This window comes from Aureimonas sp. N4 (assembly GCF_001463925.1).
Taxonomy (GTDB): Bacteria; Pseudomonadota; Alphaproteobacteria; order Rhizobiales; family Rhizobiaceae; genus Aureimonas; species Aureimonas ureilytica_A.
On the sequence record NZ_BBWS01000006.1, the window covers coordinates 164,956 to 180,580 of the forward strand.

At 57.2% G+C, this 15,625-nt stretch carries 18 protein-coding genes; 4 read left to right on the top strand and 14 right to left on the bottom strand.

What is annotated here, in order from left to right:
- The first annotated feature begins 43 nt into the window (after positions 1-43).
- Together AUL28_RS02185 and AUL28_RS21935 are read left to right on the top strand one after the other, a co-directional pair.
- Entirely contained in the window at positions 44-1,639 is a 1,596-nt protein-coding gene (locus AUL28_RS02185) for a patatin-like phospholipase family protein (RefSeq protein WP_082640187.1), read from the top strand.
- 214 nt (positions 1,640-1,853) lie between these two features.
- A complete protein-coding gene (locus tag AUL28_RS21935; RefSeq protein WP_082640188.1) occupies positions 1,854-2,216 on the top strand; it encodes a 4'-phosphopantetheinyl transferase superfamily protein in 363 nt (120 codons plus the stop codon).
- Here the strand turns inward: AUL28_RS21935 and AUL28_RS21940 are convergent.
- From AUL28_RS21940 to AUL28_RS22480, 5 genes are read right to left on the bottom strand one after another with little or no spacing between them, the layout of a single operon-like run.
- Complete coding sequence (locus AUL28_RS21940) at positions 2,213-3,265, bottom strand: nucleotide kinase domain-containing protein (RefSeq protein WP_156419861.1); 1,053 nt, start codon at positions 3,263-3,265, stop codon at positions 2,213-2,215. The genes AUL28_RS21935 and AUL28_RS21940 overlap by 4 nt on opposite strands.
- Complete coding sequence (locus tag AUL28_RS22475; protein ID WP_156419862.1) at positions 3,231-4,085, bottom strand: thymidylate synthase; 855 nt, start codon at positions 4,083-4,085, stop codon at positions 3,231-3,233. Before AUL28_RS22475 ends, AUL28_RS21940 begins: the two co-directional genes overlap by 35 nt.
- Positions 4,078-4,929: an ImmA/IrrE family metallo-endopeptidase gene (locus AUL28_RS21945; protein WP_082640189.1), complete on the bottom strand. Its 852-nt coding sequence runs from the start codon at positions 4,927-4,929 to the stop codon at positions 4,078-4,080. Before AUL28_RS21945 ends, AUL28_RS22475 begins: the two co-directional genes overlap by 8 nt.
- Positions 4,926-5,294 carry a helix-turn-helix domain-containing protein gene (locus tag AUL28_RS21950; protein ID WP_082640190.1) on the bottom strand — a complete coding sequence of 123 codons (369 nt, stop codon included), beginning with the start codon at positions 5,292-5,294 and terminating at the stop codon, positions 4,926-4,928. Before AUL28_RS21950 ends, AUL28_RS21945 begins: the two co-directional genes overlap by 4 nt.
- A complete protein-coding gene (locus AUL28_RS22480) occupies positions 5,291-5,593 on the bottom strand; it encodes a hypothetical protein (protein ID WP_156419863.1) in 303 nt (100 codons plus the stop codon). Before AUL28_RS22480 ends, AUL28_RS21950 begins: the two co-directional genes overlap by 4 nt.
- Positions 5,594-6,056: 463 nt before the next feature.
- On the opposite strand from AUL28_RS22480, the gene AUL28_RS02205 reads away from it, so the two are divergent.
- Positions 6,057-6,602, top strand: a complete 546-nt coding sequence (locus AUL28_RS02205) for a recombinase family protein (protein ID WP_062230497.1) — start codon at positions 6,057-6,059, stop codon at positions 6,600-6,602.
- A 34-nt stretch (positions 6,603-6,636) separates the two neighbouring features.
- Here the strand turns inward: AUL28_RS02205 and AUL28_RS21955 are convergent, their stop codons facing one another.
- The 5 genes from AUL28_RS21955 to AUL28_RS02225 all read right to left on the bottom strand — a co-directional run bounded on the left by AUL28_RS21955 (position 6,637) and on the right by AUL28_RS02225 (position 11,448).
- Positions 6,637-8,031 (bottom strand): HNH endonuclease, encoded by a 1,395-nt coding sequence (locus AUL28_RS21955; RefSeq protein WP_082640191.1) that lies wholly within the window; start codon positions 8,029-8,031, stop codon positions 6,637-6,639.
- Between the two features lie 56 nt (positions 8,032-8,087).
- Positions 8,088-8,759 carry a response regulator gene (locus AUL28_RS21960; RefSeq protein ID WP_192843380.1) on the bottom strand — a complete coding sequence of 224 codons (672 nt, stop codon included), beginning with the start codon at positions 8,757-8,759 and terminating at the stop codon, positions 8,088-8,090.
- A 128-nt stretch (positions 8,760-8,887) separates the two neighbouring features.
- On the bottom strand, positions 8,888-9,604 hold the full coding sequence (locus AUL28_RS02215; protein WP_156419864.1) for a hypothetical protein: 717 nt from the start codon (positions 9,602-9,604) through the stop codon (positions 8,888-8,890).
- On the bottom strand, positions 9,601-10,035 hold the full coding sequence (locus AUL28_RS02220) for a hypothetical protein (RefSeq protein ID WP_062230500.1): 435 nt from the start codon (positions 10,033-10,035) through the stop codon (positions 9,601-9,603). Before AUL28_RS02220 ends, AUL28_RS02215 begins: the two co-directional genes overlap by 4 nt.
- Before the next feature lie 231 nt (positions 10,036-10,266).
- Positions 10,267-11,448, bottom strand: coding sequence for a hypothetical protein (locus tag AUL28_RS02225; RefSeq protein ID WP_062230501.1), 1,182 nt, complete (start codon positions 11,446-11,448; stop codon positions 10,267-10,269).
- Between the two features lie 296 nt (positions 11,449-11,744).
- Here AUL28_RS02225 and AUL28_RS02230 point away from each other — a divergent pair, with 296 nt between their 5' ends.
- Positions 11,745-12,017: a helix-turn-helix domain-containing protein gene (locus AUL28_RS02230; RefSeq protein WP_062230502.1), complete on the top strand. Its 273-nt coding sequence runs from the start codon at positions 11,745-11,747 to the stop codon at positions 12,015-12,017.
- 18 nt (positions 12,018-12,035) lie between these two features.
- Here the strand turns inward: AUL28_RS02230 and AUL28_RS02235 are convergent, their stop codons facing one another.
- The 4 genes from AUL28_RS02235 to AUL28_RS02250 all read right to left on the bottom strand — a co-directional run bounded on the left by AUL28_RS02235 (position 12,036) and on the right by AUL28_RS02250 (position 15,531).
- A complete protein-coding gene (locus AUL28_RS02235; RefSeq protein ID WP_062230553.1) occupies positions 12,036-12,410 on the bottom strand; it encodes a DUF3768 domain-containing protein in 375 nt (124 codons plus the stop codon).
- 11 nt (positions 12,411-12,421) lie between these two features.
- On the bottom strand, positions 12,422-13,234 hold the full coding sequence (locus tag AUL28_RS02240; protein ID WP_062230503.1) for a hypothetical protein: 813 nt from the start codon (positions 13,232-13,234) through the stop codon (positions 12,422-12,424).
- Between the two features lie 619 nt (positions 13,235-13,853).
- Positions 13,854-14,708, bottom strand: coding sequence for a hypothetical protein (locus AUL28_RS22485; RefSeq protein WP_156419865.1), 855 nt, complete (start codon positions 14,706-14,708; stop codon positions 13,854-13,856).
- A 124-nt stretch (positions 14,709-14,832) separates the two neighbouring features.
- Positions 14,833-15,531: a hypothetical protein gene (locus AUL28_RS02250; RefSeq protein ID WP_062230505.1), complete on the bottom strand. Its 699-nt coding sequence runs from the start codon at positions 15,529-15,531 to the stop codon at positions 14,833-14,835.
- Between the last annotated feature and the right edge of the window lie 94 nt (positions 15,532-15,625).

A 15,625-nucleotide genomic window follows, 5' to 3' on the forward strand; every position in this document is an offset into this window, starting at 1 on the left:
GGTGGACGGAAACGAATGATACCAAAAGGGAGTAGCCTGCGCGATGTCTGGAAACTTGTCTTCAGCGTTTGTGGCTTTCGAAGGAGGAGGAGCGAAGGGGCTGCTTCATGTAGGAGCGCTAGCAGCACTGGAAGACCGCAATATCAAAGTGCGTGGCTATTCCGGTACCTCGGCAGGCTCAATCGTCGCAGCTCTCGCTGCAGCTGGATTTCGGTCGGATGAGATCGTTAATTCAACCGGGCGGTTGACGTTGATCGATCACATGGCCGAAATTGACCCGACGATCAGATCAGGACGCGATCTTTTCGGGATTGGCGGTTGGAGACGTGTCCAAAAGCTTCGATTCATTACGAGGCACGCCAAAGTCATCGGAGGTCTCAGTCTCGCCATCCTTGCAAGCAGTTGCTTTGGGGTAGGTTGGAGCGCGGCTCGCTCTTCGTGGTTGCTTTGCATGTTTTCGTCCGTCGTTTTTTTCGCCACAATAACTACTGGGGGGTACTTCTTCTGGCGAGCGTGGCAAGGTCTAAACCGCGTTGATACCGTTCGTCGGCTGTTTGGCATACTGCTCCAACAGAAAATGTTTCCCAACGATGTCGGGCGCGTAGTCCGTATGGGGGACATGGGAAAGAACGGTGGTCCCTCCTTAAAGATAGTAAGCGCTGACATCGACATGCGTGATATCCGGCTTTTCTCTGCTGAGGAAACTCCAGATGTTCCTGTTGCCGACGCGGTAGCTGCTTCGAGCTGTCTGCCAATTATCTTCAAACCTCATGTCATTCAGGACCGACGTCACGTGGACGGAGGAATTGTATCGAATCTTCCCGCGTGGCCATTCGATGAGGAGCGCGAGTTAGCATCCAATACGATTACCATCGCGGTCCAGGTTGTAAGCGTTCCGAGCAAATCAGATACGAATTGGCTCGAAGCGCTGACGATGACTGCGCTCTTTGGTGCGGGGCGACTAAGCTTGCGCGCGCTGGGTCGAGCAGAGTTCCTCAAGCTTCCAACCAAGGTGGAAACGCTTGAATTCGATATGTCTCTTGATAGAGCCTGCGAAGTGGTTGCAGATGCCCGAACGGCTGCTGGTGTCGCACTCGATGACCGCCTAGTGGAGACGCCGAGGAACTACCGGAATGCCTGCGGCTTGGTGCAGGCGATTGCCGAAGAGGCAATCGAAGAAGTGCTTGGCATCGAAGGAAGTCGTGTTCGCGCGGCCGTGGCTCTTCAAGACCTAGACTACCATCACTCCCTACGTCTTCGTTACGCGCAGGGCTTCAAGGCAGATTATGATGCTGATCTGCTTTTACCGATTAACGGTACGGCTGCGGGGCAGGCTTGGAAGACGAGACAGGCGGTGTTTGAAACACACCCGTTCACACCACATATCATGATGCACGGCGACGACCATGTTGCGCGTCGTGAGGCAATTTGGGCGAATCGGCGCTGGATCATGGCTGTACCTGTGGCGACTGATTTGGGAGACGGACCGCTGGTTGTGCAGATTGACGGCGACGCGGACTTCTCACAAGATCGTGTCGCTGCAGCGGACGTGCTCGCTGAATTGGAAAACATTGTAAAAGGGTTCTTCGAGAGGATCGAAGCCGCACGTAAAATTGGAGAATCGGCCGATGTCGAATGATATCAACGAGGACCTAGTAGCGCTTAAGCGTCGCGAGCGGGTACGCGCGATTGCGGAAAAGAGGCGGGAGGATATGCAGCGAGTGACAGAGGATTTCGCCGTCAGTTTACGAAGAAAGCAGGAGGCTGTTAGTCATATCTACGACGATGCCTTGCGTCGCGCTGTAAGCAAGTGAAAGCCCCTCTGTCGCGATCGAACCATAATCGCGATTGGAATGGATCTGATGCGCTTATCCAAAGCCGATGTTCTTTACGGCGATCCTAGAGATTGGCAAGGCGTTTTCACTCCTAACGAGTGTACGGCGGCCGATAGAAATAAGGATCCGATCCGTTACCTAACGTCTGTTTGGGCATTACGCGAGGCCGTTGTTAAAGTTTTAGGTGGCTTTCAGGATGGCCTTGCGCCAACGGACTTGGAAATATGTGATGCGCTATTGAACTATCCAAGTCTCAAAGCAACAGGCGGTGCCGCTATAGAGCTTCGTCGCAAGGGCATCGATCAAATCCTATTAGCTGGTCTATCGAACGCAGATCTCGTATTCGGTATCGCAATTGGGCTGAGCGCGCCGACAGGTTAGTCGAACAAGTCGTTTGGTAGCAGCGTTGATGGCGGTATGTGAAGTTGCACCCCCCATTTCGGGGGATAGTTTAGGGTTAATCTGTCGCGGACTGGCTGAAAGACTTGTTTGATCCGTGTGCGCCCACTTACTCCTTGAATCTCAGGGTGTGCAACCCGGGCGTACTTTGAAATTTCACAGAAGAGATTTTGGCAGTCGATTGACTTCAAACGACGACCTCCAAGGTCTCTGAACGCAAGCCCCAGCCGCTCAAACTCTGCTTCTTGCCGATCACGCATCATCTCAATGATGTCTCTGGCCTGAGCGGGTTTTGCCCGTGCGAAGCATTTCGCGATCCCGTCGTGAGCGCCGGGACCGGCGACGACAAAGTCATCTTCGTCAAAATTGAAGGCATTCGAATAATTGAGATCGATTGTAAGTTGAAAGGCCAGGAACGGACCTAGGGAGGGCACTGACCGCAGATTGCGATACAGGTCAGCTAGACCATCTGCCTGTTCCAGTTGGTGGCTAAAATCTCTATCCAGAAGGTCGGCGATCAATCTTAGATGGCCAACATGCTTCGGCTGCGGGCGAGAGCTTGCCACTGGCGGGATAATATATGCGGATGAGTAGATGCGCCGCCCCTGCTCCTTCGCATTCGTAAGGGTCTTTTCGTATTCTGTGGGATTGAATCCACTGACCGTAATGGGGCCATGCTTCGCTTCGATCAGAGCCCAAGTTTGAGATTTGTTGAATAAGCGGAACAAAATAGTCCGAAGAAAAATCTCCTTAGCGTCTTGCGACTGATCGTTATAAAGAACTTTACCTATGAGGTATTGACTTACCCGATCAGACGCCCGGTAGGCGTTGGTAAATCGGTAGTTTCTAAGAATGGGATCGGCGGACCACGGAGCTGAATCGCCGTTCATCCGGCGGTAGAAAATTTCCTGTCGTTCGGCTGCGAAGCGCCAGTAGCTGTCAAAAACACGCGTCGGCTCAAGAGCACGAAGGAAATTGTGCCCGGGGCCTGAGCGGCTAAATTCGTTTTGAGGAGGCTCGTTCTTCGGCAAGGGTAGAATGCACTCGATGATTGGATAACGCTAAGCGCTCCTCCAACAATGCTGGCAAGTCCGCAAGGGTTGGATCGCTCTTTTTTATGTTCTCAGCCTTGGCCGTTCCAACATATACGCTGATGCCGGCGAAGCCTCTGGCTACGTCGTTTATTGTCATTTGGCTTCCCAAAAACCGACCAAGCTGCATCAGCCCGAGATAATTCCCGTACCCGCGCGCCGCAATTTGTTGGGTTGCATAAAACGCATGTAGCACAACCCTCTGATCACTTGTGAATGATACGCTGATCTGCTGAAGACAAGGAAATTGAAGCTGCGCACTATCGCTATGGTCCCGGTGCGGATCAAAGGTACTCATCTGCCACATCGACTGTCGAGCTGTTGGATGGCTGTCATGTTTGCTCAAAAGTCGCTCTAATTGATTGGGTCCTTTGCCGTCCCCGTCAAAATCGACAAGGCGCTGAAAATATGTGCCTCGTCCATTATGCTTGCGATTCATCTCTTGAGCGCGACCGACAGCTTCGATGGCCTCTTCGAGAAAGGCGCTTCTGTCGTTTTGCATAATGCTCCAATGACGCTGGGGAAAGATCGTCCAAGCAGCCGTTTCAACACTTTGTCCATCGACTGCTTCGATGATCTTATCTGCCTGTGCTCGAATCTCGCCATCTTCAGCGATGGCATCGCCGCCAACATCTTCGATGGTAACTGTAAGAGGAGAAATTTTTGTTCGTCCAGGCTGGAGGAGAGCGCAGGCAATTTCAGCCCAAACAAATGATACGTTATCCCCTGATACGCTGTGAACTTTTGGGAAATCAGTCATCGTCGTTGTCCTCTAGGGCTCGGTATCTCGCGTCGCCATCGAAGTCAGTCTGCCAGACGTTGATCTGCGTTTGACGCCCCCCTCGCGTGATGGTGCTTCGTCCCCTTGCAACTGCCCGATAGAGGCGTCCACCGGCTGTGACCTTTTCGAACAGCAACGCGGAGCCATGATGGTCGTGCGGACCTGTCACTAGAAGCCCACCGCCCACCTCAAGCTCTACTGATGTTGTTCGGAAGTGACAGTCAAGCCACGTCAGACTTTTGAGATTGTTGTCGCCAATTAGGGTAGCGCGAATAGCCTTCGGCTGACTCCTGAGTAGGACTTTTGCCGTATCTTCGCCGAACTCGCTGAGACCCCATCTCAAATGCTGAACAAGCGTGGCGTAGCCTACACCATAGTCCGAAGCGATCGCAAAAATCTCCAGCGGCGAGGGGGCCGACCGATTGATTCCCCGCACGTGGAGTGCTTGGCGAATGCCAAAGGCTGGCATCAGAAGGTGACCGGCGAAGGCATCCGCCAAATCTTCTTCCACTGGTCGTCCAGCTTGATAGGCATTCTCTTGAGCGTCAATAGACATACCGTGGCCGAAGACGTGATGGCCGAGTTCGTGAGCGACCGTGAACGTTCGTCGAGGCATGGGTCGTAAAGAGGAGAGGACGATACGCGGACGTGGCTCGGGTACGTATGTGCCTTCCATGTCGAGCGCCTTTACGCGTATGCGAACTCCGAGGCGTTCCGCCACGCAGTAGGGAGAGATTGGATCGCTGTCGTCGAGGTTGAGGTTATCTCGACACTGCGCAGCTTCGCGGCTGCCATCCTGAAAAAGCGAGCGACGACTCGTCATTTAGAGTCCTTGTTGCCGCTGCTTGGTTCTTGAAATGACGCAATTATCTTGAGTAGCCCTTCGAGTGCTTCAGGCTTTAATTTGTTAAGTTCTCTTGCTGCGAAGCGCACACGAGGGTCGTCAGCTTCCAATGTTGTTGGAGTGCGACCTAATAAATAGTCAGGACTGGCGTCATAGAGATCGCTGAACCGCAAAAGCTCCTCGGCAGAAACTTTTCTCTGTCCAGCTTCGATCTGGCTAATTGTGGGCCGATGCATGCTCAGCAACTTGGCAACTTGACCCTGAGACAGACCTGCGAGTTCGCGTGCCTGTCGAAGGCGTGTTGCTAAAATTTCCGATCGGTCCTGTGACTTATCTATATTCATTCCGCAGCCTGAAGGAATTGTGGCTTCGGCTGTGCAGCCTTACAAATTTTGCGAGCGCTTTCGGCTATCGTTATGCCCGCTCCATTCCGGCGACCAAACACAGCTACATCCTTTGGTATTGATACGCTTAGAGTACGGGCTATGCGCGTTATGGCTACTGTCCACATCTTAGAGTCGAACTCCACGCACTTCTCTTCCGGAACGTCTGCTGAACCTAAGACTGGCGGCGCATGCCCGAACGATGCCTCCATTTTGGAAATCACATCGATAATGGCTTTCGTTACGGTCTTCTCGTCCACGACCAGATCCTCCGAAATCGCCTTACGGGTTGTAAGATAATATTACGGGTGTGCTTGTCAAGCGGGTGCCGTTCTCGAAAATGGTGCCAGCGGCCGAGCATCGCTGCACCCATGTTCGCTTTCGAACGAAGGGGCATCATGGAAAAGCATAGGCAGTCATGCCTGCGGCCTCTCAAGCTGGCTATTCGGCCTTCGATCAATATGTCGCTGTAGGGGGCCAATAATAGAGACGCTTTGCGTTCTTTTGATGATATATCATATAGCATAGATTCGTTAGTCATATAGGAGTACAGCCGATTGACCCATTCTCTAAGAAATGAACGCTGTCCCTGCAGCGCTCAATGTCACTATGCGGCACACCTTGATGCTACGCACGCCGGCATCGGGGAAGCTATGTAACCTCCGGGTTGACGCTTGCTATTTGTGACCTGCTACGCCTCAGGCCTAAACCCTGAGGTGACCTATGACACGCATCGGCTACGCCCGCGTCAGCACGGCTGATCAAGACCTCGAACTGCAAATCGCCAAGCTCGAAGCCGAAGGCTGTGCCATCGTTCGATCCGAAAAGGTCTCTGGCGCCAGCCGGGACGGTCGGATCGAACTTGCCACCGTACTTCAATTCCTTCGGCCGGGTGACGAACTGGTCGTGACCCGCATCGATCGGCTTGGGCGCGACACGCGGGACGTTTTGAATCTCGTGCATGAATGTGAAGCGCGAGGGGCCTTCGTCACCGTGCTTGATCCTCACATCTCGACGCGAGGGGAGATGGGGCACGTCATCATCACGGTGCTGGGCATGGTCGCTCAAATGGAACGTCGCTTTATCAAGGAGCGCCAGCGGGAAGGTATCGAACGGGCCAAGGCCCGTGGAATCTATCGAGGCGGTCGGCAGCGCCTCGATCGCCAACAGATTGCCGAACTTCATGCCGAAGGCTTCGGCCCAGCCGCCATCGCGAAGGCGATCGGGTGCTCGCGTATGCAGGTCTACCGAATTCTGCGATCGGTCTGAGGATGCATTTTTCGCCGCATGCTTGCTGCTAGCGTCAAGGGCGAAATTTTTTGAAGTCAGCGACAGCTGCCTGCCATTCTGGAGCGGAGGCACGGCTGAGATGCGCGATTGCGATTGCGCAGGCGTGACCCGAGGGGGTTTTATAGTCTTTCCGTTCGAACAGCTCGCCGCCTAGATTGAGCGGCATTGTTTCGCGGTCCGACCTCGGCATATTGGACCATAGAAAGCTGCGGCCGGTCACAACGAGATGAGTTGGATCGTATTCACGTAGCATCTCGCGAAAGGCATCGTACGAGGCTCGGGCTTGGTCGCCAGTTGGCCTAACGTAAAGGTTTGGCATCGTGATTTGAATGAAATTGTAGAAGCCGACATCATCAAAGGCGGACTGCTTGTCGATTTCCCATGCTTTTTGTCCGGTTAGGACGCGCGCAGCAATGGTGAGAAAACGAACGGCCCACTCTCCGCTGCGCCATTTTTGCACGACGGCCCGAGTGTATTCGAGTGGGTTATCATCGGGTTCGCCATAGTGGCTTTCCCCAACGAGCATAAGCCTCACACTGCTATCTCTGTAGCGTGGTCCAATGTATGGCTCGAAAGCAATCGAACTCAGCCGGTCTCCTCTTGTCTTAATCGTGGTGACTGAATTTGTACCAGACTGTTCGTTCGGCTGCGCTTTCGGATTAGACCTCTCGGCCACCTTTCCAGCCAACTCGTCGTTCAAGCTCCGGCCGTCATAGCCCAAATGGATGTTGCGATGGCAATTTGGGCAGATGGCAGCCATGTTCGCAACTTCATCATGTCCACCTACACTCAGAGCTGAAACATGATGAACCTCAAGGTAAGGGTAGCCGCTAGGCGTGATAAAGCTCGCCTCTTCCTCGCAGAGTTCACAGATGCCATCCGCCAGTTGCAATACGCGTGCTCGAATGAGCATGTTGCGCCGAAAGCGCGTTGATTTCGCTGTTATCCTTTCGGGAGGACCAAATCCGTTGATTTCCTGGTCAATGTCAGCGGCTGGTCGCTCAGTCTGGTCAAACGCCTGTGTGAGGATAATAGCCTCATTCCCATCCTTATCGTCCTCCGGAACTGGTTCTTCGGACGGAAAATCGCCGGCGTTTAGAGGCAGCCCGGTCTTGCGGTCTAGAATCTCAAAACCCCAGTTACCGACAACGCGAGTTACACCATTACTACTCTTGTAGCCGCCGATAAGGCGTCGGCGTTCTAAGATGCGTCCATGGTCCGCTTCAAACAGTTTCACTGTTTCTAGGAAGATAGACTTAGGCGTGAACTCCTCGCCTTGGTAGATTAGCGGATAGCGTGAAGGGGCATCTTTGCCATAGGATGCATCAAAAGCGACTCGTCCTTGCTTACGACAGTTTTCAATGGCACGTATGACATATTCGCGAGGAATTTCATTGAGAGATTTCATCTTCAACCTACAATCGACGCGGTGTGAATTTTGTCGAAAATTTCTAGCGATTAAAATCAATTAGATATTGCTGAGATAACAAGTCGGAATAGCTCTACTGGACTGTTCGTAGATCCAAAAGCTCCTGCCTTTCGCGCCTCCACCCGCAGGTCTACGCTATCCGATGCTCTATAAAAGACTACGGGAACACGATTCCCAGACGATCTTATTTTTTCCAACAACTGGAATCCGGCATGATCACTTTCAGGGCGTTGCATGTCAGAGATGACCAGAACGAAATGAGTCTGGCGAAGCGCCTGAACAGCTTCATCAGTCGAAATTGCTGCCTGAACGGTGAAGCCTAATGCTTCGATGGCTGTCCGTTCAAGCTCATTGTTGTGAGGGTTGTCATCTACCCAGAGGATTGCAGAATTCCGAGCTTTAGCTGCCACCGCGCCCGTCACAAGGGATTGCACCGTCGAGAATGCTACTTTAGCAACTTCTGCGACTGCACTCGGGGCAGTAGCGGCGTCTTCCGTTTTGACTATCGCTGCCGTTGACAGCGCGTCCTGAATCTTACTGATCGTAGCCTCGACACCAAAACCGCGGATGGCAACAGACCGGCGGTTGTCGAGAATAATCGGGAGTGAAGGCGCGACCTTCCATACGGCGTATGCAGCCAAACTAGGCCAAGCGATCGCTTTCAAAAGAGCCGCGAGTGCTTCGACGTTTTCAGAGAAAATGCTCAACGGAATTTGCCTAGTTTGCCATGCAAACGAGGACGATAGATCACTACTTTGGATTGCGCCAGATGCTTCAGTCGTTCGAATAGGGCAATCGCCATCAACACGGCTGGGCACTTCCAAGTCGCTATAAGCTACCCATCAACCCTGACACAGAACCTCCGCAGCGTTTGGAACTCCCCGGCCCGTATGTTGACGCTGGCGGTGATCTGATCGGTGGTTCGCGCATCGATGATGTCGAGGGTTGGCCCTGCCGAGAAGGCCAGCGCAGGCAGCGGGCTTGTGGTATCGTAGGCGATGAACTGGACGGTCGGCAGGCGCGGCTTGGCGGAACGGTTGACGAGGCTGAACGAGAGTTCGGCATAGGGGCGACGCGACAGAACGCCGGTGTCCTCCCTCAGGCTGAAGTTGTTCAGCGTCAGGCCGTCGATCGTCACCGTGAGGGTAGCCAGTTCCTCGAACGGGAACACGCATTTCCAAGACAAGCGCGACGAACGCAACTGGGTCGGCTGGGCGCGATCGTCATCCTCGGTTCGCATGCCGTCATCGTTGAAGAAGCCTTCGAAGCCCTTCGCGAAGCCGGGCATACCCAACTGCGGCGTGGGATCTGTCTGCGCCATGGCTGGGGCTGGCTGGGCGAGAGCAAGGCTGCCGACCATTGAGGTTGCAAGAACCAACCTGATGAAGCGGCCAGTGCGAGGCTTGGTGGGCTCGGTGGCTGGCATGGTGGCCACCCGAGCTTCGGCCTGCCTCACAAACGGCCATAGCGGTCCGCTGGCGGCCGTTCCGGTTCGCGTCGCTGTGTCGGGTGCGCTGCATAGCGGACGGCGCTTGGCGAGGCCGGCGATCATGCCCGTCCCCCGTCGCCGTTCGACGGGCCGCCCAAGGTCGGCTCCCGGCGCTCGGCCGATGTCGGATTGGCGGGTGCCGGGGCATCAGTTGTTGCTCCACCCTTCTCGCCCGGGCGCAGCGGCTTCCACGCCAAACGGGCCATACCGGCGAGGGCAAAGGCCACCACGGCCCAGATGCCCATGTCAGGGAAGTGCTCCATGACCATGAGCGTGAACAGGCCGGCGATCACGAGAAGAACAGCGCTGACCTGCGGCAGGGCAAAGGCGAAGGCACCGGCCACGAAGAACAGAAGTCCGACAAGCAGGCCGACCGATCCAGCCTGCTGGAAGGTGGCGTTCTTGCTGAGCCCCGCCGTCGAGGCGATGACGCAGGATTGCATGAGAACGATCAGTCCCAGAAACAGGGACAGAATGCCGGCAGCGATCTTCACGGGAAGGGGTCTCCATACGAGGGGTTGGGTAGGGGGTGGGAAGGCATGAGGGTGGGGTGGCCGATCCACGCGCGGGCACGTGGCGGCGAATACTTTCGCCCGATCTGGACCCGAGGCGGGTCTGTCGCGGCCCGCGACGCGCGGCTGTGTCGGCTCCTGCCGGCCAGTGCACGGCCGGGTCAGCCTTTGCGCGGCCATGGGCGATCGTGACCGGCCACGCCCGCCTTCGTCCTAGCGGGTGCGCACGCAGTCCGATGTGGTCTGGTTGACGGGCTGGCCGTTGCGGTCGAGGTCGAAGAAGGCGACGGTGTCGCTGTCCGGTGCCAGCAGCATGTAGCGGGGTTTGTCGCCCATCGTCTGGACCGTCACGTCCCGCGCCCAGCCCATCATGAAGTTGAAGGCGTCCGTCTGCTGCTCGCTCAGCCCCATCACGGGCGCGCGCTCGCCTTGCCGGCCCATGGACGCGCGCAGAACGTCCTGCGCCGAATAGACCGCCGAGGCCAAGCCCGATGCCCCGCCCTTGGTGCGGATCGGCTTCAGCGTCTCGCCGTTCACCTGCGCTCCGCCGTCGGTCAGCATCGTGATCGTCATCTGGCCGGTCTTGCTTCCAATGACGGCCGGTGGCAGGCCCGTGACCTCCGCGCCCGACAGGATGCAGCGGAACTGCGCGACCGGCGACGATCCTCCCCCCGTCATGCCGTCCAGCGCCCGGCCCAGCGCGTCAGCATCGCCGCGCGTATCGCCGCCCGATCCGCCGGAAGCCTGTTGCCTATTGCGCGCCGCAGCGGCAGCCTCTGCCATGTCGCCTTCGGCTTCGAGCGCGGCTTCCTCCTCGTCTGCGGCCGTTGATCGGTTCAAGTTCGAAGCCGACCCTTTGTCGCTGGTGCCGTCGCTGTCGCCCGTGACATAGGCCGGCAACTGTCCTTTGTTCATGTCGCACTGGCTCAGAAGGTCCGTGGCCCGTTTGGTGCCGGCCAGTGTGAAGGTCGATCGCACGTCGCCGGTCTGCACCACAGCGCGCTGGCCATTCTCCACCGCAGCCAGCAGGCTCCCCGCTTGGCGGCCAGCCACCTTGCTCACCATCGTCACGGAGGTCGCATCCAAAGCCTCCGTCGAGCCAAGCCCAACCGGCTGGCCGTCCACGAGCACTTCGACTTCGACCTGCTGGCCCTGCCGCCATGGCATTCCGTCCTTGGCATAGGCGAACCGGATCACGCCGAACGGCACGACATAGGCCACCAGCATCGCGCCGTGCTCGTCGCTCGGGTTGACGGCGATGCACTGGGCCGGGAGGCTCCCCTTGTAGGTCCCCAGATGCCATGCGCCGACGCGGATGTTGCGGGCATGACCGGGCGCGGCTCCAAGCGACAGAACTCCGATGCCGAGCGCCGCGACAGCAGCCGCATGGGCCACGGGGCGAGCTGGGCGGTGGGCTGTCCGAAGAACAGCACGACCGGCGATCAAAGGAAGGGGGGCAGGCGTCGGTAAAGGCATCGAACGGCTCTTGAGTTGCTGCGCCAAGGACGGCGCAGGGGGAGGGGCGAGTCAGGCGGTGCCCTTGAGGGCTGGGGGCGATGGGGCGGCAGGCATGACGGCAAGTGCGACGACATCGGCGCGGAGGCGGGGCCGACGCAGATGGTTGTGTCAAGCAATCAGGGACTGTCAGTCCGTCGATTGTCAAGCCGCAGATAGGCTTTTGTCGCGACCGCATGGAAGTTCGCGAACTCATCGGCTGGAACCTGCGCAAGCTGCGCGTCGAGCGAGGCCTCAGCCAGGAGCGGCTGGCCTTGGCCGCCGAGATCGATCGCTCGTATGTCGGCCGGGTCGAGCGGGGCTCCGAGAACGTCACGGTCTCGACGCTAGAGGCCTTCGCCAAGGTGTTGGAGGTTCCTGTGGCTGCGCTGTTCGAGGCGCCAGCCGAACCGGTCAGCTGGCCGCTGCCGCTGAAGGCTGGCCGTAAATTCAAGGCGGGCGGCGAATGAGACGGGCGCGCCTTCATCTCAATACTCGTCGGCGCGCATGATGGTCAGGACCCGACAGGTGACGGCCGGGTCGGCGGGGTCGGGCGAGGCATAGGCGTAGTCCCGGTCGTAGGCGTCGATCTTCCAGAAGTACCGGGTGCCCGCCACCTCGACGGCACCGAACTCGTGTTCGCCATAGGGATCGCAGCCAGCCGTGAAGGCGTCGAAGCCGCGCACAGCATCGAGCACGGCAAGGCGCTCGGGCGGGTCCAGCGCGGCAACCCCGCCGGTCAGCATGACCTGTCCGCCGGTGAAACTCCGGCGAAAGGCGTCGTTAAGGGCGGCTGAGGGCGACAGGCCTGCCTCGGTGCGGGCATGGCGGGTTTGATCGGCGAGTGGGGTGAGGCGCGTCATGGCGGCCTCCTTCACGAGCGCAGCGGTGGCAGGAGGCCAAGTTGGTGACGTTTGCGCGTGAAGCGGGGCAGGTCGGGCCAATCGCGCCACCGCAGCAGCATAACATCGCCCTTGCGAACGCTTTCCACGATCGACTCGTACCAACCGTCGTCACCGCCCTCTGTCGCGAGCACGAGGCTACCGACCGCGATGCGCGACCAGTCGGCCGGGCGATGCCCCTCGGGCCGCGTGGCTTCGGCCTCGCCGCCATCGCCGTTACCGGCGCTCTCGCCGGTCTCCTCGTCGCCCTCGCTGCCGATCTCGTCTTCGCCAGCGTGACCGTCGTCGTCCGTGTCGCCCGAACCAGCCTCGTCGGCCTTCGCATCGGTGGCATCGTCTCCGGCCGCCTCGAACGCACCCTCCGGGAGATGGGTGGCCAAGGCCTCGAAGGTCTCTTCCTTGACGAAGGGCACGAAGGCCTTGCCGCTGGCGAACAGCCGGCCGTGCGGCAATCGGTTGGCGAGAACCATCTGAGCCTCGCCCGACACTGCCAGCGCGGCCATTCCCATCACGCGAGCGGCGGCGGTTGCGGCCTTAACCTCAGTCTCATCGAACCACGAAGCGTGAGGCCTGCCGCGATCGTCGCGGCCGAGCACGACGAGGGCGGGCTGATGGAAGAGGCTCGGGCACGGTGCACGGCGGGCGGGCTTGGCGTCGGCGTCCAGCGGGGCGAGCAAGGAGCGCGGCGAAGCAGAGCGCGTGGGTGGCGAGGCAGGATGCGAGGTTCGCCCGTTCGTCGGCGCGGCGGGCCGGTGGGTGGTCTCGATCAATGTCATGGCGGTCATGGGTTGCTCCAAAAAGAAAGGGCCCCGGAGAGGGGCCCTTGGATCGATGCTCGTGACGGATGCTGCAGCGCTGGCCGGTTCGATGACCATGGCCTCGGCCCGAGCCGGTGCGCACGGTGCGACCAAGGTCGCTGGGCCGGCGAACCGGGCCGATCGGCGTCGGCAATGAGGGCTAAAGCGATGGTCATGAAATGATTTGCTCCTGGCGACCAACAGTGGGCGCGGCGGCAGGTATGAAGTTGCCGGCCAGCTCGATAATACAGGACGAATTTACCAATTCCCAGCCCAGCCGGTTTTGATAGAATATATGAATCAATGAGTTAGGATGCATGGGGGCTAATCCACGGTGGTTAGGGTGGAGAGCCTTCACGGACAGAACGAGGGCTAGATGCGACGGATGCGCTCGCTGCGACCTTCTTCACTCAAGGGATAGCGCTGGTGACGTTGAGGCCAGCGCAACTTCCTGTCCTCTCGCACAAACAAAAAGGGCTGATTGCCATGCGCGTCATCCTCGTTCCAGCTTCGCTCTCCTGCAACACTGCGCTATGACTCATTAAACGTCGCCTTGAGGCGACATTTCGATGACCCGACTTCTCGACTATCGGAAGCTGTTAGTAAGTCACTGAAAGATGCGCATGAACGCTGATGTCCTGCGAGCATGTTGAATTTCGAGCCTTTGCTTCGCGCGCCGCGTTACTTCTTCAAGAAGCCCGACTCCCTCACCGCCCGCGATGCAAAGGTCTTCGATATTTACGCCTTGAAAAACCCGCAGCGCTTTCGCGGCCTCTCCCGAACGAAGGTCCCGCTTCTTTTGACCCCAGCCAGCGGTCGCTCCTCCCTTCAACGGGAATCCTCGATAGTCGGCCATCAACGGTTTCAAAAAGTACGCTAACTTCGAACGTACTCTCTTGATTGACCGTAGTGTATCTGCCTTAAAGCACAGTCTGCCGGGGAGTAAAGCGGGGACCTTTTGATTTACCCGGAGTTCGATTTCCCTCAAATCCTGTCGTTTTACACCCCATGCGATAACGTGAGCGTGAAAATGGCATATAGGTTCTCTGCATCGGGGGACTGGATGAGAGGTATAATAGCTCACTTCAACTATCCCGAAGTAGTTTATGCCTTGGAGAGTGTGGTCGCACCATAACTGCAACTGCGACCAATCAAATTCAAGGGCTTCCGAAAACGGTAGCGCGAACTGTCGAGGGGTGAGGGTTACCATAAATGCCGGCGTATATCTTGAAACCTTCAGCCTTTCGGTAGCAACCTTTCGAGCGAAGCTGGTGAACGAAATCCTCGCTGGAATGTATGCGCTTCTCAGTTCAGTGCCACTCACTCCAAACATGTCGCTGACAAGAGCGTCTGAAAGCTTATTGTGACTGCCCTTGCGGATGGCAAACTTACGAAGGCGCTTATCAAAACGCCTCGCAGTTGCCTTCCGCTCTTTCCAAGTAGGTTCAAAGCGACGTTTCATAGTTCTACCCATCGCAATGTTAAAAATAGCAAAAAGGTTCGGCACGGTTGTCGAAGCCGTGCCGAACTGAGCTTATTAGGGGTGATATTGAGTTGGCCGAATTGCGTATAACACCAAGCGGCTGCTAGCGCTTCTTCGCCAGCTTGATGTCCTTTTCTGCAATGTAGTGAGTCGTTCCGCCGATGTTGACCTCCAGATAATTATCGCCGGAGTTGTAACGATGAAACCCGATAACGTGCGCACTGTAGACGGGGAGCCGAGTCGGAAAAGAAGTCACACTCTTCTGCGATGCGCTGCCGTGTTCGTCGTTCGTTACCGGTTGCGTGCGGCGACGGAGCTTGAAGGCGTCCCGCAGGCCAGCAACACCCTTCTCGGCACTCTGCAGGACCGCGAGTGCTTCGTTGGGCTTCGTTCCTCGCGCCAGCAGTTCGCGTCCTGCGGAGAATTTGGTGTAGAGTTGCTTGCGTGCCCTCTCCTGAGGCAGGTGACGAAGGCTGAACTGGAACAGCCCTCGCAAAATCGCTTCGGTATCACCTTTAGACGGCTTCTTGGGTCTTCCCTCCCAGAAGGGATGTCGAAGGAATTCCGTCAAGGCCTCAGGGCAGTGAGAGGCAACAAAGGCCTGCTTATAGATCTCAACAAACAACCTGTCGGCGATACCGTCATGCCGCATTTCTTCCAGGTGTGACGCCTGACTCAGAACTTCCATCGTCGCGAGAAACTCTCCCGACTTCGGTGGGCCGGTCACCTCGATATCCACTGCGGCTTCAATAAGCTTATTGAAGTCGGGTTGCTTGATCTGGGCCGGACTTTTGTCTTTCATTATGGTCTCCACTTCGATGTGCGTGAAGATGGAGACGCTCTTTTTGATCCCAAGCCATCTCCACCGCCAAGCGCCTTGCTTTACGGGGATGGCT